Here is an 18,246-nt window from a genome sequence, read left to right on the forward strand (position 1 = left end):
GGAGTCTTCTATGACATCCTCCGGACCACGTTGGCTCATCGGGATCATGATCATCCTCGGCGCAGGCCTGTTGGACACGTCGCAGCCGCCTCTTGTCCTGGCGGACGAAGAAAGTCAGGAATCGGATGGTTCCCGTGGCCTTGTGACCGTGCCGCGCGGACAGACCATCAATCGGGATTATTTCGCCGCCGCCGATCAGGTGGAGATCTACGGCACGATCAACGGCGACGCCCATGTGATCGCCCGCCGGATCATCGTGGATGGAACCATCAACGGCGACCTCCTGGCCGCAGGCGCGATCGTGACGATCTCCGGCACGGTGACGGCTGACGCGCGGGTCGTGGGAGGCCGGGTCTCGATCAGCGGGCAGATCGGCCGCAACCTCACCGTGGGAGGCGGGATGATCGAAACTGCCGGCACCGGCCGCGTGGAGGGAGCGATGGTCGCAGGCGGAGGCTCCGTGCATTTAGCCGGGCCGGTCGCAAAGGGTCTGAACGTGGGTGGCGGAGAGGTCATCCTCTCCAATGAAATCGGCGGCCATGTCAACGCCGCCGCCGGCACGCTTCGCGTGACGTCCAACGCCAGGATCGAGGGGAACCTGAGCTACATGGGACAAGGCTCCCCGATCATCGACGATCCGGGCGTCGTCAAGGGCCGGGTCACGGAACGGGCCTTCCGCACGCTCCGGATGCCTCAGCCGGAACAGATCCTGGCCGGGCTCGCCATGGGGAAGCTGCTGTTCGCCGGAATCAGTTTCGTGTCGACGCTCGTGCTGGGGTTGGTGCTCATCCATTTCTATCCGATCGCGACCGAATTGACCGTGGCCAACCTGAGCCGGCGGACGCTCGCCTCCTTCGGGATGGGCCTGGTGCTGTGCCTGCTGGGACCGATCGTGATTCTCTTGCTGGCGGCCACGTTGCTGGGTATCCCGCTTGCGCTGGTGGCGGCAGCCGGCCTGTTCCTGCTCCTCTATCTGAGCCGCGTCTTCGCGATCACCTGGCTGGGTTGGGGTCTGTTGCGAGGCCTTGGACGAGCGCCCGGCGCAAGGGGCGCCTTCCTGACAGGGTTGATCCTCTACTTTGTCCTGGCACTCATCCCGTTCGCCGGGGGTTTCGTCATGCTGCTGGTGACGGTGATCGGAACCGGAGCGGCGCTGTTGAGCAAGGGAGAGATTTACCGCAAGGCCCGGTACCAGGAATTGATTTAGGGGACCGTCATGCGTCATACGTCAACCGCCAGCCGGAGGAGGCAGTTCCACGATTGACGAATGACGGGTGACGATTGACGAATGCCGTGGTTCCCAGGCGCGATGTTGCGGCGAGCCGTCATGAATCCTGTAGCCTAACAACTGCGCTGAGGAAGTCCCGCCATGCCGACGGACGATGCACAGCGCTTGACGATCGAGAAGGGCACCTGCTTCGCGCTGCTCGCCTATGACATCGGCGCCGCCATCAATCTCGACCTCGCCGACCGCCGCATCACCGCGCTGAAGGAACGGGCCCAGATCCGCTACAAGCTCCGCGCGCCGCCGCATTTGGAATACCGCCCCGCGCCGTTGCGGATATTGCAGGAGACCGCTCCGATCAAGCTCTGGCACTATGCCACGAGCCCGAGCATCGAGCTGATGCTCTACGACTTCGGCGCCTTGACGGTCACCTATAAGATCCCGATCGAAGGTCCCTTCGCCGGCCTGTTGGGGCTGAGCGAAGCCCTCTACGACAACCCCTCGCTCTTGACCGATTCGCGCCGATGGGTCGATCAGTTGGCCGAGGCGCTCGGGGAAGCCATCGAGAAGCCGGCGCTGGCCGGGGAGGTCGAGGACTACGCGATCTTCCATATCGAAGCGTCCAGCGCCCCGAACCGCCCTTTTCTCTGGACGGCGTTTGAGCACGAGCTGGCGCAGATCCTCCGGTGCGAGCGGGCCCCGCTCTCCGAGCAGGAAATCCGCGACGCCATGTCCTACCGTCTCTCCTTCAGCCCCGAGGACCTCGCGGTGATCGACTGGAACGCCGCCTTTCTGTTCGGGTCCGACATGGAAGACGTGCGGGCGGTGATCGAGTTCGCCAATGTCGAACTGCTGGAAATGCGCCTGCTCGACCGCCAACTCGATCTCGCGCTGGACCAGGCCTATGAGGCGCTGGCCAGGACCCCGTGGAGCCGGCTGCCCCTGCCTCGTTCGCTCGAAACCAGCTCCACCCGCATCGCGGAAATGCAGGTGGACAGCGCCATCCTCTTCGAGCGCGTCACCAACACGCTCAAGCTGTTGGGAGACCAGTACCTCGCGCGGCTGTATCGCATGATCTCGCAGCGCTTTCATCTGGAGGACTGGGACGCGAGCATCATCCGCAAGCTCCAGACGTTGGACAGCATTTACGGCAAGATGACCGACCGGGCCGCCAATCGCCGGATGGAATTGTTGGAATGGATCATCGTGGTGCTCATCGCCATTTCCATCGTGATTTCGTTCATCCCGATGGGTTCATCGCAGTGATCGCTTGATCAATGGGAACGTGCTGCTCATGGAACAGGATCGGACCATCCTGAAAGTCTTGATCGGATCGCAGGCGCATGGGTTGGCCGGCCCGGAGAGCGATGCCGACTATCGAAGCGTCTACGTCATGCCGACCGCGGATCTCTTCCGGGTCGGGTTCCGGTATCAGGGCACGAGGATGACGAAGGAAACGGCGGATGAGACGGCTTGGGAAATCGGCCTCTTCCTCTCGCTCGCGCTCGAATGTTACCCCCTGGTCCTCGAAACCTTTCTCGCGCCGGTCGTCTCGGCGGACGAGTGGGGACGGGAGTTGCGCGATCTCTTCCCATCCGTCTGGTCCCCGCGCCTGGCCTACGAGGCCTTCATGACCTATGCGGCGAACCAACGCAAGAAGTTCCTCGACAAGAAAGACGGGAGGCCGGCCAAGTATGCGGCGGCCTACGTGCGCGTCCTCTACAACCTCTGCGAACTCCTCGACCGGGGAACTTTTACCGTGCGGATCGCCGAGACGGAGGTCGGGGCCGATCTCGCTCGGCTGAAGGCCGGCCAGGTCCGGCCCGGAGAGGTCATCGACATGGGCGAGCACTGGGCCGGCGTCGCCACGCAGCGCCTGAGCGCCTGTGTTCATCGGTCCGATCCCAACGCGGTCGACGCCTTCGCCCTCCGCATCCGTAAGGCCTTCCTGTCTTCCTAGCGATCCACGCATGGACAGTCCACCTCGCGACGATCGACGACGGGCGGCGGAACTGATGACGGCGGCTGTTCCGCGCGCCGCTCCCACTGACCATGTGGCCCGCACCCTCTCGATGTTGAGGGAAGGCAAGCTCGAAGAAGCCGGGCACCTCTATTTGGTGGATGAACAGGGCCGGCTGCTCGGCCAGGTGCCGATTGAACGGCTGCTGGCCGCCGGTCCCGAGCAGGTCCTGGCCGATCTTCAAGGTCCGCCGCCGCTGGAGGTGAGTCCGGACGAGGTCGCCGAATCGGCCGCGTTGCTGGCGGTTGAACGGCACGAGGCGGACGTGACCGTGGTCGATGAGAGGCGCCGGTTGCTGGGGGCCATCCCGATCGGCAGGCTGCTCGCCCTGTTGCACGAAGAGCACGTGGACGATCTGCTCCGAAAAGGCGGCGTGGGCTCGACCCATCCGGCTCCCACCGAACCGCACCGCACGGTCGATGCCTTCCGGGCCAGGATTCCCTGGCTGATTCTCGGATTGGCCGGCGGGTGGGTGGCCGCGGGAATAGCCCGCGCCTTTGAAGCAGCCTTGCAGCAGGAGATCGCGCTGGCCTTCTTTCTTCCGCTCGTCGTCTACATGGCGGACGCGGTCGGCACGCAAACGGAGACGGTGCTGGTCCGGACCCTGGCCTACGGCCGGGTCTCCCTGTTCCTGCACCTCTGGCGCGAAGGACTCCTGGGACTTTTGATCGGAGCCACCGTCGGCGCCGTTGCGGGGCTCGGATTGTATCTCTTTGGAGGCCATCGCCAACTCGCGCTGGTCGTTTCGATCACGCTCCTCGCCACCTCCTGCGTCGCGACGCTGGTCGCCACCTTGCTCCCGCTCGCCCTGGACCGGCTGGGTGTCGATCCGGCGCTTGCCAGCGGGCCGATCGCCACCGTGCTCCAGGACCTCCTGAGCGTGGCCATGTATTTGGGCATCGCCACCGCCCTCCTTTGACAGGAGGCTGTACCGCTCTCCGGGCCTGCCGGGCACGCCTCCTCGCCCAAAAAATTGCCCGTCCATCTTGGCATCTTCCGCACAGAAGAGTATAAGGGACAACATTCTCTACGCCGCACATCGTAGAAACCAGCGTCGCTCGATCCCGCGACGGCTGACCCAGTCGACACATGGAATGGAGGTCTCAATGAGGAGCGTCCTAAGACTTTGTTGTGTGCTCTGGCTTGCGGTGGGAATGGCCGGCACGCCTGCGTCCCTCTTCGCCGCAAATCAGAAGGGAGCGGTTCACACGGTCCGCGGACAGGTCGTGGCCACGAACCTGAAGGACGAGCCGCACACGATCGTCATCCGATCCGGCCGGCCCAATAAAGAAGAGCTGATCGTCGGCGCGTCGGTTCCGCCCGAGGCCAAGATCACCAAAGGCACGCGCGCCATCACGCTGGCCGATGTCAAAGTAGGAGACGTTGCCGACCTCACCTATTCGAAGAACCCTGACGGACTGGTCGCCCAGTCCATTCACATCCGCTAAGGAGAACCACACTCATGTATGGATTGATCGCAACGACAGCATGTCGAGTCCTGCTGGGATTCCTCATACTGGGGATCGTTACGGGCTGTTCGGGTAAAAAACTGTCGTCCGGTTCCGGAGACCAATCGTTCATTGCCGGGCCGAAGCCCGAAGCGCCGGCCGTGCAGGCGACGCCGGAACCGGTGCCGCCCCCGCCGCCGCCAATGGAAGAGGCGAAAGTCGAACCGCCTGTGGCCCAGCCGGTTCCTGCTCCAACTCCGGAACCGGTTCAGCCGGCCCCTGCTCCCGCTCCCGAACCACCTGCGGCGCCGGAGCCGCCCATAGTCGCCCAGGCGCCCGCGGCGCTGCCGGTGGAACCGCCTCCCCCTCCGGCTCCCTCTCCCTCGCTGGAGGACATCTATTTCGACTATGACCAATCGGTCTTGCGCGCCGACGCGCGGACGACGTTGGAAGAGAACGCCAAGGTCCTGCGGGCCAACGATGGACAGAAAATCGTCATCGAAGGCCATTGCGACGAGCGCGGCACGCTGGCTTATAATCTGATCCTTGGCGAGCGCCGGGCCCAATCGGTCAAACGTTACCTGGAAAATCTCGGCGTGCCCGGTTCGCAGATGCAGATCATCAGTTACGGCAAAGAGCGGCCCTTCTGCACCGACCACAGCGAAGCCTGCTGGCAGTCCAACCGCCGGGCCCATTTTGTCGCCCGATAACCGAACAGGGCGGCCCTTTTCCATTTAAGGGCCGCCCTTCAGTTCTCTGTCCCCCGCCAGCATATCGCACGCCTACCTGGCCTGCCTGTTGCTTGTCCAACGGGCATGGGCATGCGTTTCTTTCGTCTCTTGGTGTTGTTGCTCGCCTGCTGCCTGGGTGACCCCATCCCCGCTTCAGCCGACAACAGGCTGGCCGCCACCTGCGCCGCGGACATCGAAGTCTTCGTCAGAGAAGGCTGCCCCCACTGTACCCGAGCCAAATCCTTTCTGGAGCAACTGAAACAGGAACGGCCGTCCCTTCAGATTGTCATCCGCGACGTTGGGCGATCGCCGGAGGCGACGGAGCGATTGCACGTGCTGGCAGCTGCCCGGGGTATTCGGACACTCGGCGTGCCGGCCTTTCTGGTGGGAGGAGAACTCCTGATCGGCTACGACGAGGCTGGTACGACCGGCTCGCTGATCCGATCGCTGCTCGACCGAACTTCACGCGATCGCGACGACGAGCTGCCTCCCGATGCCTGCCGATCCGAGATCGAGGAGCCTTGTCGCTCCTCGTCCGATCAAGCGAGCGATCCGGACACAGTGACGGTCTCGTTTTTCGGCCGTTTGAGCGCGCGGGATCTCGGGCTCCCGCTCTTCACCCTGGTCCTCGGCCTCTTGGACGGGTTCAATCCCTGCGCCATGTGGGTCCTGCTGTTTCTCCTGTCCCTGTTGGTGAACTTGCGAGACCGGAAGAAAATGGCTCTGATCGCCGGGACGTTCGTCCTGGTCAGCGGTCTGGTGTATTTCGCGTTCATGGCGGCCTGGCTCAACCTGTTCCGGTTCGTCGGCTATTCGCGCGTCACGGAAATCCTGCTTGGCGGAGTGGCCCTGCTGATCGGCGCCCTCAACCTACACGATGCGTCTTCAACCGAAGGTGGGTGGTCGATCGGAATCCCGGAATCGGCCAAGCCGGACCTCTACGCCAGAACGAGACGGATTCTTCAGGCCGACAATATGGCCGGGGCGGTCGTCGGAGTCGTCCTGCTCGCCGTTCTGGTCAATGTCATCGAATTGCTTTGTACGGCGGGGTTGCCCGCCGCCTATACCAGAATCCTGACCTTACGCGACCTGACTTGGTGGCAGTACTACGGCTATCTCGCCCTCTATAACCTTGCCTATATCGCCGACGACAGTCTGATGGTCGCGATCGCCGTCGTGACGCTCAGCCGCCATAAGCTACAAGCTCGTCAAGGACGCCGGCTCAAGCTCCTGAGCGGAGCCGTCATGGCCGGCCTGGGCCTCATCCTGCTGTTGAAACCGGACTGGCTGCAATAACAACACCCTTTCCCACAGGCGGACCGACTCAATCGGTCGTTCCCTTCCGCTGTGGCTTTTGGCAACAACCGCTATCTCCCCGCTGGTCTGAAACGCAACATCGTGCCGGCCTCGCTGTTGTTCTAAGTGCTTGTTCGGCTTGCTGGGACTTCGCCTCAGGCCGGGCTCCTCTCTCTGGCACCTTGCATGCACACTCGCAAGAGCATTGCGTCCGGATTATCCAGGAGGGGTGTCTGATGGATACCGCCACACCGACCGCTCGCATCATTCTGGAGGCGATCGCGCGCCTGCCCGGTTGCCGCATGGAGGAGGTGCTGAGCCTGCATCCCGATCTCACGTGGAATCAGGTCTTTGCGGAAATCGATCGGCTGAGCCGGGAGGGCGCGCTGCTCGTCACGCTGAAGGGGCGAGGAGAATATGCCCTGTCGCTTCCACCTCACAAAGAAGCGGCGCAGTATCCACGGTGCGACATCGCCCTGGAGAGCGAAGCGGCCCGGACGCCGCTGGAGGGCGGGGAACCGCAGAGGAAGGTTGAAGCGGCTTAGCGGGAATGACGATGGAGGCCGCCGTTCACACCATTCACCGTTCGTATTGAGACGGAAAGGAGGGGAGCGCCATGGGAGAACTGACTCGCTGGGATCCGATCACCAGATGGAATCCCGTGAAAGAATTGGAGGAGATGGAAAAGCGGCTGGCTACCCTCTTCGGTCGCACGGCCGCGCGGAAAGAAGGCGAACGAGAGGAGGCCATGACGGTCGCCGAGTGGTCCCCGTTAGTGGACATCTCGGAGGACGACAAGGAATACCTCATCAAGGCCGAGCTGCCGGAGGTGAAGAAGGACCAGATCAAGCTGACCGTCCACAACGGCGTCATGACCATCTCCGGGGAACGGACCTATGAGAAAGAGGAAAAGGGCAAGAAATTCCATCGCGTGGAGCGCGCGTACGGGAGCTTTACCCGAAGCTTCACCGTCCCGGACGATGCCGACGCCGCCAAAATTTCCGCCGAGTCCAAGGACGGGGTGTTGTGGGTACACCTGCCGAAAACCGCGAAGCCCGCGTCCAAGAGCGTGGAGATCAAGGTGGGGTGATGAGTGTCCTCAACCCACGCCGGAGGAGGACCTCATTTTCCGATTGCCGTGCCGAGCGGGCGCCACTCGGCAGAACGGAGGCCGACCGTATGAAAGCCAAGACCGCCGCCGCAAGCGGACGACCAGCAAGACGAGACAGGGATGTCCGCGAATACGAGCACGATACCTACAAGACCAAGCGCAAGCTGAAGGAGCCCACCGCCTGCCCGCAATGCGGCGCGGTTTTCCATCGTGGCCGTTGGTCCTGGGGCCCCAAACCGGAGAACGCGCACGAAGCGTTGTGCCCGGCCTGCCAGCGGATCGAAGACAAGTATCCCAAAGGGCTGGTCACCTTGATGGGACCGTACCTGCCATCACACGAGCATGAACTGGTCGGACTCATCCGGAACGCGGAAGCCAGTGAAAAGGAAGAGCATCCGCTCTCGCGGATCATGGCGATCGAAAAAAAGAAGGACAAGGTGGTGATCTCGACCACGGACTCGCACCTGGCCCGCCGGATCGGGTCGGCCTTGAAGGACGCGCACCAGGGCGAGTTGGACGTGCACTACAACAAGGCCGAGGACTTTGTGAGAGTCCAATGGACTCGTTGACGGCTCCGCGGGACCAGGAGGGCATCCCTATGCTATGATGGCGCGCGGCGCCATAGGACCGCACCGCTTCTTGTCTCCCGTGCAAGCCGGGCTTCTCCTCCTGACGCTCGGCCTGTTCGGCGTGATAGTTTGGCTGGGGCTCCTCGGATTACCGGCAGCGATCGAATCGGTCGGAGCGGAGACCAGAATCCTGCCCGATGCCATGATCGAAGCGGACCGGGACACGGTGGACGAGTTGCTCGCGACCTTTCATCGGGCGGACGAAGCGGTGGTCCGGCGAGACCTGGACGGCGTGATGAGCCTCTACTCCAAGCGGTACAACTACCACGACCTCGCGAAGTCCGATGTGGAACAGATCTGGATGGCGCTCTTCAAGGACTATCGGGAGATCACCAGTAGCCATACATTTTCCGTGATTCGCGTCACAACCACGCCGGAAGGACTGCTCGCGGAGATCACCTGCACGGGGGCTTTGTGGGCCACCTCCGAGCGGGGGAACCTCCGCGTTCCCATCGACAGTTGGCATGAAGAAGTCCATCAACTCGTCAAAGAGGACGGAGCTTGGCGCATTCGCGGGAACGCCGGAGAAGCCCCGACGGTCCTGCCCTTCGGCACCGCACCCCATCCGTTGTTTTAGGACACAGGAGACCCATGCGTATCGTCATCGCCGTCGACTGGTCGGATCAAACGTTCAATGCCGTCCAGGTGGCCGGCCGGCTCTTCACGCCGGACGAACTCACGCTGATCCACGGCATCGACATGCGGCCGTTCGAGAGCCCGTTCACGCCGGTTCCGCTGGCGAAACAGGCGCACGAAGAGCTGCGACAGGCCCTCATCGATGCCGGCGAGAAATTGTTAGACCAGACCGCGGCCTTGGTCCCCTCCACGGTGAAGTCGGTTCGGCGCCTGTATCAATTCGGGAATCCCGCGGATGTCGTGCTCGAAACAGCCAAGTCCGCCAAGGCCGACCTGATCGTGCTCGGCAGCCGCGGTCGAGGCCGCATGGCTGAAGCCGTGCTGGGCAGCGTCTCCCACCGTGTGGTTCAGCACGCCTCCTGCTCCACCTTGATCGTCCGCGGCGATCCCGGCGCGGTGACGCATGCCGTCTTGGCCATCGAAGGGGTGGAGGATGCCGCCCGCCTGCGAGGCTGGCTCTCGACCAATCGCCTCGCCCGGTCGGTTTCCTGGTCGGTGATCAGCGTCGTGCCGACGCCCCATGTCGGCGATCCCACCCTCGCCTACGGGTATGCGGCCTGGACGGAGGAGATGGAACTCTACGCCCAGGGGCAGGTGCGCGAGACCGCGACCGCGCTCGGCGGCATCTATCACATCTCATCCACCCAGGTGCTGAAGGGCGATCCGGCGGATCAGATTGCCGAGGCCGCGAAGGACGCGCAGCTCGTCGTGATCGGCTCGCACGGCAGACGAGGCGTGGAGCGGTTTCTTCTCGGCAGCGTTTCGCATGCGGTGCTGCACCATGTCAGTTGTCCGGTGCTCGTCATTCGGTGATCTTGTCGAGTCGGTCTGAGCGGACGGCCGGCGTGTTTCTCAAGACCTTCATTCAAAACCCTCTTCCTCGCCAACACAATCACGGATGAGCCGCTTCGGATCAGATCAACCGGATGCCATTCCTTCGGTTGCGGGTGAGCCGTCGCCGGTGCTCTTGCGCGACGGCACCACAGCCACGCTCTACGTGGCGAACCAGGCCCACCAGACCGCCCTGCTCGACTTTTTTACGCGGCTTTCTCCCGCGGCGCGCCGGCGGCGGTTTTTCATGGAGTCGGCCCCGCCGGAGGAATTGGTTCGGGACATGTGCGACTCGTCGAACCAGGCGCGGCAGCTTACCTTCTTTGTCGCGCGACAAGGAGGAGACCGCCTGCACATCCTGGCGGTCGCCTCCTACGAAGCGAAGGACGAACGGACGGTGGAGGTGGCTTTCGCCGTGGACGACGAATTTCACGGCATGGGATTGGGGACGCTGCTGTTGGAACGGTTGGCCTTCGCCGCCCATGACGCCGGTTTCACGAGACTCTGGGCCGTGACCCAGCCGGACAATCTGGCCATGCGCGAGGTGTTTCGCGAATCGGGATTCGAGATGCGCGAGCGGTTCGACGGAGATGAAATGGAGGTCGAGCTTCAGTTCCGCCAACCGGGACCGGAAACGACGAAGATGGACCTGAGGGAACGGGTCGCCACGGTCGCATCGCTCAAACCCCTGTTTCATCCGCTGCACGTGGCGGTGATCGGCGCCTCGCGCGATCCCTCCCGCATCGGCGCCAAGTTGCTCGACGCCCTGCTCTCGGCGGGATTTCGCGGCGCGCTCCACCCGGTGAACCCGTCGGCTTCGTCCATCCGCGGGCTGACGTCCTACCCCTCCATCACGAAGGTGCCGGCGCGCGTGGATGTCGCGGTCATTGCCGTCCCGGCCGAAAAGGTGCTCCAGGTCGTGGACGAATGTGGAGCCGCCAAGGTGCGGACGCTGGTCGTCATCACGGCCGGGTTCGCCGAGGTGGGGGCGGACGGAGCGAGGCTCCAACAGATGCTCGCCCAGAAGGCACGCGACTACGGCATGAGGCTGGTCGGGCCTAACTGTTTCGGGGTGGTCAACACCGACGACTCGATCCGGCTGAACGCCACCTTCACCTCATCCTTTCCGCCCGCGGGACGGGTGGCCATGTCGTCCCAAAGCGGGGCGCTGGGGCTGGCCGTGCTAGCGGCGGCGCGCCGCCTGCAAGTCGGCATCTCCACCTTCGTGAGCGTCGGCAACAAGGCCGACGTGTCGGTCAACGACCTGCTGCAATATTGGGAAGAGGATCGGGCCTCGGACGTCATCCTCCTCTACGTCGAGTCGTTCGGGAATCCCAGGCGATTTTCCCGGATCGCGCGGCGCGTGAGTAGACAGAAACCGATCGTGACGGTGAAGGCCGGCCGAACCTCGTCAGGGCGCCGCGCGGCCAGCTCGCACACCGCGTCGCTGGCCGCGAGCGACAGGGCCGTCGATGCCCTGTTCCAGCAGACCGGCGTGATCCGCGCCGACACGTTGGATGAGATGTTCGCGCTCGCCTCGGGCCTCTCGAATCAACCGTTGCCGCCCGGCCGTCGCGTGGCAATCCTGACGAATGCCGGAGGACCGGGCATCCTCTGCGCCGACGCCTGCGAAGCCAATTGTCTGATCGTGCCGGAACTGTCACCGGCGACGAGAGAACGCTTGGCTGTCTTCACCCCGGCCGCAGCCTCGCTCAAGAACCCTGTGGATCTGATCGCCTCGGCGACCCCGGACCAGTACCGGCAGGCGATCGCCACGCTCATGGCATCCCCGGACATCGACGCGCTGATCATCCTCTATATCTCGGTCAGCCCATCGGACACGGCGCCGATCGCCGAGGGCATCCTCGAAGGCATCAGGCAGGCGCGGGAAACCGGCATCACGAGCAAGCCGGTGATGATCACCTGGATGGCGGAGGGCGATCTGGATCGGCGCTTTTCAACATCCAGCGAAGCGATCCCGACCTTCAACCTGCCCGAGACGCCCGGCCTGGTCTTGAGCAAAGCTGCGGGCTACGCCGAATGGCGGAGGGAGCCGGTCGGGCTGGTGCCGCTCCATCCCGATGCCGATCTTCAGCTTGCGAGAGGCATTTGTACCAGGGCGCTGCGACAAAAAGGATCCGGCTGGCTGAGCGCCGAAGACACCCGTTCCGTCCTGGCCGCGATGGGCCTCCCATTGCCTGCGGGCGGGGTTGCCAAATCGGACGAGGCGGCGATTGCCTTGGCCGAGCAGGTGGGGTTTCCGGTCGCCGCCAAGTTGGCCAGCCGTACGATCGTTCACAAGACCGAGGTCGGAGGCGTGCGCCTCTCGCTTCAGAATGCTGAGGACGTCCGCCAAGCCTATCGCGACATCCGCGAACAACTCCAGCGGCGCAATCAGCTCGAGGCGATGGAAGGGGTCGTCATCCAACCAATGCTTGCCGGGGGCGTCGAAGTGATGGTGGGGGCCACGCACGATCCCTCCTTCGGTCCATTGGTCGCCTTCGGCCTCGGCGGCATCCATGTGGAAATCTTGCAGGACGTGCAGTTCCGCGTGGCTCCGCTGACGGATCGCGACGCGCGCGCGATGGTGCGGGAAATCAGAGGCTTTCGCCTGCTGGAAGGCTATCGCGGCCATCCCCCCGCGGACATATCAGCGCTCGAAGCGCTGCTGCTGCGCATCTCCACGCTCGTGGAAGAAGTCGGTGAGATCAGCGAGCTCGACCTCAATCCGGTCTTCGCCCTGCCGCCCGGCCAAGGCTGCCGAATCGTGGATGCGAGAATTCGGGTGGGCGCAAACACGCTCCGGGTTGGATTATAGAAAACGCGCCAACGACGCCGCAGTAAACGACTCAGGCCGCACGGCGTTTGGTCATTCGTCCGCGTGAACGGGCTCTTGAGTCACGAAGCCGGCCACTGGTTGCTTGGGCATGTAATTTCAGCCCCAGCGCTCCAATCACCTTGAGGATCGTGTCGAATCCAGGGCTCCGGTCACCGGAAAGCGCCTTGTAGAGGCTTTCGCGAGACAGACCGGCATCCCGCGCCACCTGTGCCATGCCTTGAGCACGGGCAATATCACCCAGCGCCTTGGCGATCAACGTTGCATCGCCATCGGCTTCCTCCAGGCAGGCTTCCAGATAGGCCGCCATTTCCTCCGGAGTTCGAAGGTGCTCGGCGACATCGTAACGAGTGGTCTTGGTTCTGCCCATCATGCGCTCCTGTCTCTCCAATTCAGGACATTCCCGTTTCTCTCACCCTGTTTCTCTCACCCTTGCCAATGTCCTCAACTCAGGACATACTGTCGTCGTGAAGACCAGAAAGACCGTGACGGTTCGGACCGCTGACGAGCTTGGGCGTGCCCTGGGGTTGTCTCAGGCCGATACGGCCGAAATGGAATTTCGCTCCGAGCTTACCCTCGCGCTGGCCGAGATCATTCAAGCAGGACGGCTCACCCATGCCGAAATCGCCAGGCTCGCCGGAACTTCGAGAACCCGAGTGACCGGCATTGCCAATGGCAACACCCACGGCGTCTCGATCGACGTGCTCATCCGGGTGCTGGCCGCAACAGGTCATCGCGCTGAAGCTCGGGTGAAGAAGGCCGCCGCCTAGCCTGACTGAATCCTTATTACGACTCCCGGTATAGCTTCTCAGTTAATAGGTCATTCGGAAATGAAAGCAAAGAGAGTTTTCCTGCTTGGAGCTGGAGCCTCACATGGAGCACGGACACCGAGACCACCTTTAGGCACGACACTCCATCAATATCTGATTAGGTACCTTAAGGCTGCCTGGGATGAACTCAAGCAGCTAGAGGACGACGACGGTACGATTTCTTCATCCGTTCGAGATGAACTACAAAAGCATCTTGCTTCTACAACATCATTCGAAGTGCTTGCAGGTGCACTTCAAGATTCTGGAAATTTTCAGCTTTTGCAAAAACTTAACTTTTTAGCGGCTTGTGCCCTCGCTCCTCCTGTCAATGATGACCCTCGATATGATGATGCATTTATCGAAAAGCCTGATGTTTACGACAGGTTACTATCTCATGTCTTCGCAACTTGCGGATCCGCAAAAGATATCTCTTTCATCACACTCAATTATGACTGCCTTCTCGAACGGGCGATTTGTCGATATATGGAAGCAGTAGATGGAAGCGCAGGGCTAGGATGCCGATGTGCGTTGGTGAATTATATGCTACCGGGATACGGAGGCAAGGTTGAAGTACTAAAACCGCACGGATCGATCAATTGGATGCCGGATATCTTGATGGGTGACGGTACGCTTACAGAAAACCAGCCGGTTCCTCTTACGATGAGGATTAGGCATGATGGATCGCAAAGTTACAAGAGGATCGCTGTTGTAGACTCGCCAAAACATGGCGAGTCGGAAGATGTGTTGATAGCCTATTACGCCCCTCGGAAATGGTCTAAGGTTAATCTCGACACGCTTGAAATCGTCCGAGGAATCGCGTGCGAACGTATCTCACATGCGCAGGAAGTCACTGTAATCGGCGTGAAACTTCGCTCTGACCCGCTCGATGATCCTTTCCTAAGCCGAGTCCAGGTGTTACTGCAAGCAAAGGCACGGAAGTTTTCTGGATCGGTTACATATGTTTCTCCTTTACGCGATGATGCTCTGACTGCCCAGGCTTTTGATTTTTCCACTCAAGAGGTCACTTTTGAAGAATATGTGGAACTTTTGGAAAGATCTTGGGGCTCGAGTGGTCTATCGAAAGCATGACGGGTGAAGATTTCTTGTGTCTATCGAATCTACCCGGCTGCCCTCTTTCGGGCAGGCCTGGAGGCGCGAGCGGATGGGCCATGAGATTGTGTCTCGACGTAGGCATCGAGGAGCCGGCGAATCATGCGCTGGTACTGAGTATGGTGCCGCGCTGCTTCGGCCTTGAAGAACGCCACCGACTTCTTGCTCAAGGCCAACGTGACTTTGACGCCCTCCTCCCGAAAAGCCAAGTCGGCTGGAGAAGGAAGAAAATCCGGGATCACGCGAACTTCGCCTAGCGGCTCATCGGTGTATTTGATTTTCGTGCTCATAGATCGCCTTTCCTTTACGCCAGTAACCGGCTCCGATGATCCGAACAATCGAGGCTCTGTACACGAACCGCACAGTCAGTATGCCGCCATCGACTTCACCAAAGCAGTAGAACCGATCTTCTGACCGACTATGTGTGAGATCCTTCGCGATCACACGTCGAGGGTCGGCAAAGGCATACTGAGCGCGTTCGAATGAGACACCATGCTTCTTCTGGTTTTCGGCATTCTTGTCCGGGTCCCACTCAAACCGTGTCCTGTCCATCAGCCTCAACAAAGGCTAGCACGGAGCCATACATAATTCCATACTATAATATGGCCAGTTCCGTAATGTTCATGCCGGGCATTTCGAGCTGTTCAAGGAATTCATTACTGGCTCGCATCCCGATCTCATCCCCAATTTGAAAGAGGGCTGTTGTCGAGGGATTGGTCCGGTGCTTTGCGTCTCAGAACTGCTGCTGCGCCTCACCTATCATTCCCGTCCTGCCCGACTTCCGTCACGCCTCCTGCATGACACCTCAGGCAGTCGGCCATCCGCCTACGGCGATGCGCCCCTTTGCCTTGCTCCAGGAGTTGCCGGACCGGCTGATTGTCCCGCAGGCTGGGCTGGCCTCCTTCCGGCGAGATGATATGGCACACGCCGCAGGTCCGCGCGCCGGTCGCGCGAAAAATGAACTCGCCGTGCGGATTGTGCAGCGCGCCGATCGTGATGGGAGCCAGCACGCCCCGATGCTCGGTGTGACAGGCGAGGCAGGTTCCCTTCCGACGCAGGACCTCCGCATGGGCCGTAGCCACCTCCGGTGACGCAGTCCTGAAAAATTGCGTCTCGCCGTGGCAGGCGACACAGTTTCGGCTCACCGCGCCCTTGAATGGCTGGTGGCAATGGAGACAGGACCCGACATCCACGTGAGCCCGGCTCAGGTCCCCGGGCGCCCACCAGGTTTCCGGGGCGCGGTAGGACTCCCATCCAAGCCAGGCCAGGAACAAGAGGGTCCCGATGAAGACGCTCGGCATCACCGAGCCCGGCAACGGCACATAGCGCATCAGTGAGCCGTCTTCCTTACCATGAATCCTGCTTGAGCCGGTCCAACCATAGCGCGGCACCCTTGCCGATCAGTCGCTACCATCCTCCGAAGAAGAGCGCCCCGATGATGTGCAGAAGCGTCAGCGCGACAAACGGAATGGTGACGGGCGCGTGAACGAGCTGCCAGAAGCGAAAGGCTTCCTCCTGCGCCGCCCGTTCCCCCAATCGCTCCTCGATCTCTGCCTCGGAGAGGCCCTGTTCATGAAGCTCGCGCCATTGTTGATTCAACTGCCGCACCGCGAGGGAATGGAGCGTCTGGCCGACGATGCCGCTCACGGTCACGAGTGCCAGCGCGATCAACGCGAGCACCGGCACGAGGGCATGAAAATGCGCCCCGGCATGGACGAGGATCAGGACAGGTCCGAGTAGGCCGGCAATCATGTGGAATCCAAACCAGCGTTGAAGCCAGCCCCGCCTCGAGGCTTCCGGAGCATAGCGCTTCTTCAGGGGATAGATGAAGACGGGCAGAAGCACCAGCAGCCCCACCCAACCGAGGAGATGGCCGCGCCGGCTGTGGCCGAACTCCGTTTCCTCACCGAGGCTGAGCAGGAATTCAATACCGAATGCCGATCCGACAACGAAGGCGGCCGCCGTCGCCACCAGCCTGGCTCGCGATCCCAGCGAGTTCATGCGGCCCCTTCATCGGAAAGATCGGCAGCCTGCCGCGCCTTGGCCTCACAGGTCTCGGGAGAGGGTTGAGCCGGAGTAGCCTCCTCGTCCCACCGCTTCCACCTGGCTCCCAGGCTCTTGAGCAGACATTCGACCGTGTCGAGGATATCGCTCACCCGCCGGTCGGCGGGCCAACCGAAATGGGAACGGTCAAACACGGGAATCTGCACACAGACATCGGCTCGATAGTTCCGCTCCGGACTATAGACAATTCGATCCGCGGGTGGGTCCGGATATTCGCAGGGTTTCAGGACGTCAAGCGACTGGAAGAACACGCGGCAGATCCCGTGCAGGTCCCGGAGGATCTCGCGCTGTTCCTGATCGTCACTGTGCGGAAGATGACGAGGATCGTTAAAGGCTGCGTAGAGGTTCAGTTGGAATCCGATCTGCACCATATCGCCGGCGGCGTTTCGGACATAAAAGGGATCATGGTCGAAACAGACCTTCCGCGCAAGGATCATCCGGCGCAACGCCTCTTCCGATGGAAACGCCCCCGCGAGCGTGAGGGCCATCGTCATAGCATTACCCTCCGCGGTTGTCCCGTTCCACACGAAAGGCCAAATGACAGGCTGAGCAGGCTTGCAATACCGCGCTCAGCCGTGGAAGGATCTGGACGAGATCACGTGATGGAATAACGCGGGCCAACTCGTCGGCCGCCGCCTGATGCGCGACGGCTAGTTCCTGAAAGGCCAGCGGGTAGGTCTCCATGCGCTGCCGGACCAAGGCCATCCGCCGTTCGAAAAACATAGGATGGGCTTCCGCTCGCATCTGCGCCAGCCAGAAGTCACCCGCCGCCAGCGCATTGACGATGCCCTCCATCGTCTGCAGGTGCTGAACCATCGCCCCCTGATGCTCAGTCTGCGCTGCGGGTGATAGGCGGATGGCTTGCCTGGTATCGGGGATCACCGGCAGGGATTCGGCTGCTTCGCCACGCTCGTACTGCCTGATGTCCTTGAGTCCGTCACCGCAACCGCCGATCATGAAGCCCGGCCGCAGAGCAAACAGCACGACCGGTGACTGCCTCCCGGGCGTCAGGCCCGGATGGGCGGCTGCTAGTCCATTGCCTGCACGCTCCTTTCCTGTCTTCCGGATCCTTCCGGTCCCCTCGCCGGTCGCCTCGTCAACGATCATGGCCGCTCGCTCGGGAGCCTGCCGCCGGGATGGCATCGAAAACAGTCGGCAAATCTCCCGGCATGCGCGCCCTTCCCTTTGGCCACGAGCACCCGCACCAGTTCGTTGTCCAGCACAGGCCAGGCCGACGAGGATCGGCCGGCGGCATGACAATCGCGGCAAGAGGTGGCACCGGTCACGCGGAAGACCAAATTGCCATGGGGATTGAACGGAGGCTCGGCCGAGTCCTGACCTCCCATTCCTTCGCCGACCTTCTGCCCGTCGCTGACGGGTGCGCCGATAACCGGCGCCGGCAATCCCAACGCGCCGCTCATGCCGGCCATCCCGACGAAGCCGAATGCAAGGGTGAGGAACAGCGCCGGTCTCCTCATTCCACTCCCTCGTCCCATCGCC

Annotated in this window: 23 protein-coding genes; 15 read left to right on the top strand and 8 right to left on the bottom strand. The window is 62.1% G+C overall.

The features are described 5' to 3' along the window. Nucleotides 1–10 precede the first annotated feature (10 nt). From QWI75_RS20965 to QWI75_RS21025, 13 genes are all read left to right on the top strand, one after another. Nucleotides 11–1,207: a DUF8173 domain-containing protein gene (locus QWI75_RS20965; RefSeq protein WP_289271318.1), complete on the top strand. Its 1,197-nt coding sequence runs from the start codon at nt 11–13 to the stop codon at nt 1,205–1,207. A gap of 162 nt (nt 1,208–1,369) precedes the next feature. Continuing rightward, complete coding sequence (locus tag QWI75_RS20970; protein WP_289271319.1) at nt 1,370–2,491, top strand: RMD1 family protein; 1,122 nt, start codon at nt 1,370–1,372, stop codon at nt 2,489–2,491. A gap of 28 nt (nt 2,492–2,519) precedes the next feature. Beyond that, nucleotides 2,520–3,185, top strand: a complete 666-nt coding sequence (locus QWI75_RS20975; protein WP_289271320.1) for a DNA polymerase beta superfamily protein — start codon at nt 2,520–2,522, stop codon at nt 3,183–3,185. 10 nt (nt 3,186–3,195) lie between these two features. Next, complete coding sequence (locus QWI75_RS20980) at nt 3,196–4,164, top strand: magnesium transporter (protein ID WP_289271321.1); 969 nt, start codon at nt 3,196–3,198, stop codon at nt 4,162–4,164. 187 nt (nt 4,165–4,351) lie between these two features. Further along, nucleotides 4,352–4,693, top strand: a complete 342-nt coding sequence (locus tag QWI75_RS20985) for a hypothetical protein (RefSeq protein WP_289271322.1) — start codon at nt 4,352–4,354, stop codon at nt 4,691–4,693. Between the two features lie 14 nt (nt 4,694–4,707). Then, on the top strand, nt 4,708–5,403 hold the full coding sequence (gene pal / locus QWI75_RS20990; RefSeq protein ID WP_289271323.1) for a peptidoglycan-associated lipoprotein Pal: 696 nt from the start codon (nt 4,708–4,710) through the stop codon (nt 5,401–5,403). Between the two features lie 111 nt (nt 5,404–5,514). Continuing rightward, the gene (locus tag QWI75_RS20995) at nt 5,515–6,720 is read left to right on the top strand and encodes a glutaredoxin family protein (RefSeq protein ID WP_289271324.1); all 1,206 of its coding nucleotides are present in this window, start codon (nt 5,515–5,517) and stop codon (nt 6,718–6,720) included. A gap of 236 nt (nt 6,721–6,956) precedes the next feature. After that, nucleotides 6,957–7,265, top strand: a complete 309-nt coding sequence (locus tag QWI75_RS21000) for a hypothetical protein (protein ID WP_289271325.1) — start codon at nt 6,957–6,959, stop codon at nt 7,263–7,265. A 71-nt stretch (nt 7,266–7,336) separates the two neighbouring features. Then, a complete protein-coding gene (locus QWI75_RS21005) occupies nt 7,337–7,810 on the top strand; it encodes an Hsp20/alpha crystallin family protein (protein WP_289271326.1) in 474 nt (157 codons plus the stop codon). 89 nt (nt 7,811–7,899) lie between these two features. Further along, nucleotides 7,900–8,400, top strand: coding sequence for a BCAM0308 family protein (locus tag QWI75_RS21010; protein WP_289271327.1), 501 nt, complete (start codon nt 7,900–7,902; stop codon nt 8,398–8,400). Between the two features lie 34 nt (nt 8,401–8,434). Further along, nucleotides 8,435–9,037 carry a Cif family virulence factor gene (locus QWI75_RS21015; protein WP_289271328.1) on the top strand — a complete coding sequence of 201 codons (603 nt, stop codon included), beginning with the start codon at nt 8,435–8,437 and terminating at the stop codon, nt 9,035–9,037. A gap of 14 nt (nt 9,038–9,051) precedes the next feature. Then, nucleotides 9,052–9,909 (top strand): universal stress protein, encoded by an 858-nt coding sequence (locus QWI75_RS21020; protein ID WP_289271329.1) that lies wholly within the window; start codon nt 9,052–9,054, stop codon nt 9,907–9,909. Between the two features lie 85 nt (nt 9,910–9,994). Next, entirely contained in the window at nt 9,995–12,745 is a 2,751-nt protein-coding gene (locus tag QWI75_RS21025) for a bifunctional acetate--CoA ligase family protein/GNAT family N-acetyltransferase (protein ID WP_289271330.1), read from the top strand. A 31-nt stretch (nt 12,746–12,776) separates the two neighbouring features. On the opposite strand, the gene QWI75_RS21030 is transcribed toward QWI75_RS21025, so the two are convergent. Next, entirely contained in the window at nt 12,777–13,133 is a 357-nt protein-coding gene (locus QWI75_RS21030; protein WP_370693660.1) for an addiction module antidote protein, read from the bottom strand. 97 nt (nt 13,134–13,230) lie between these two features. On the opposite strand from QWI75_RS21030, the gene QWI75_RS21035 reads away from it, so the two are divergent. Both QWI75_RS21035 and QWI75_RS21040 read left to right on the top strand, forming a co-directional pair. Continuing rightward, nucleotides 13,231–13,533: an XRE family transcriptional regulator gene (locus tag QWI75_RS21035; protein WP_289271332.1), complete on the top strand. Its 303-nt coding sequence runs from the start codon at nt 13,231–13,233 to the stop codon at nt 13,531–13,533. Nucleotides 13,534–13,593: 60 nt separating this feature from the next. After that, nucleotides 13,594–14,661 carry an SIR2 family protein gene (locus tag QWI75_RS21040; protein ID WP_289271333.1) on the top strand — a complete coding sequence of 356 codons (1,068 nt, stop codon included), beginning with the start codon at nt 13,594–13,596 and terminating at the stop codon, nt 14,659–14,661. 29 nt (nt 14,662–14,690) lie between these two features. Here the strand turns inward: QWI75_RS21040 and QWI75_RS21045 are convergent, their stop codons facing one another. From QWI75_RS21045 to QWI75_RS21070, 7 genes are all read right to left on the bottom strand, one after another. Further along, on the bottom strand, nt 14,691–14,972 hold the full coding sequence (locus QWI75_RS21045; RefSeq protein WP_289271334.1) for a hypothetical protein: 282 nt from the start codon (nt 14,970–14,972) through the stop codon (nt 14,691–14,693). Further along, nucleotides 14,944–15,234: a BrnT family toxin gene (locus tag QWI75_RS23015; protein WP_370693598.1), complete on the bottom strand. Its 291-nt coding sequence runs from the start codon at nt 15,232–15,234 to the stop codon at nt 14,944–14,946. The genes QWI75_RS21045 and QWI75_RS23015 overlap by 29 nt, the downstream gene beginning before the upstream one ends. A 200-nt stretch (nt 15,235–15,434) precedes the next feature. Continuing rightward, entirely contained in the window at nt 15,435–16,013 is a 579-nt protein-coding gene (locus QWI75_RS21050; protein WP_289271335.1) for a cytochrome c3 family protein, read from the bottom strand. 76 nt (nt 16,014–16,089) lie between these two features. Beyond that, the gene (locus QWI75_RS21055; protein WP_289271336.1) at nt 16,090–16,683 is read right to left on the bottom strand and encodes a hypothetical protein; all 594 of its coding nucleotides are present in this window, start codon (nt 16,681–16,683) and stop codon (nt 16,090–16,092) included. Beyond that, nucleotides 16,680–17,240 (bottom strand): hypothetical protein, encoded by a 561-nt coding sequence (locus tag QWI75_RS21060; protein ID WP_289271337.1) that lies wholly within the window; start codon nt 17,238–17,240, stop codon nt 16,680–16,682. The genes QWI75_RS21055 and QWI75_RS21060 overlap by 4 nt, the downstream gene beginning before the upstream one ends. A gap of 4 nt (nt 17,241–17,244) precedes the next feature. After that, on the bottom strand, nt 17,245–17,853 hold the full coding sequence (locus QWI75_RS21065; RefSeq protein WP_289271338.1) for a cytochrome c: 609 nt from the start codon (nt 17,851–17,853) through the stop codon (nt 17,245–17,247). Beyond that, nucleotides 17,850–18,224, bottom strand: a complete 375-nt coding sequence (locus QWI75_RS21070) for a hypothetical protein (protein ID WP_289271339.1) — start codon at nt 18,222–18,224, stop codon at nt 17,850–17,852. The genes QWI75_RS21065 and QWI75_RS21070 overlap by 4 nt, the downstream gene beginning before the upstream one ends. Nucleotides 18,225–18,246 lie beyond the last annotated feature (22 nt).

Source organism: Nitrospira tepida, assembly GCF_947241125.1.
GTDB classification, from domain to species: domain Bacteria; phylum Nitrospirota; class Nitrospiria; order Nitrospirales; family Nitrospiraceae; genus Nitrospira_G; species Nitrospira_G tepida.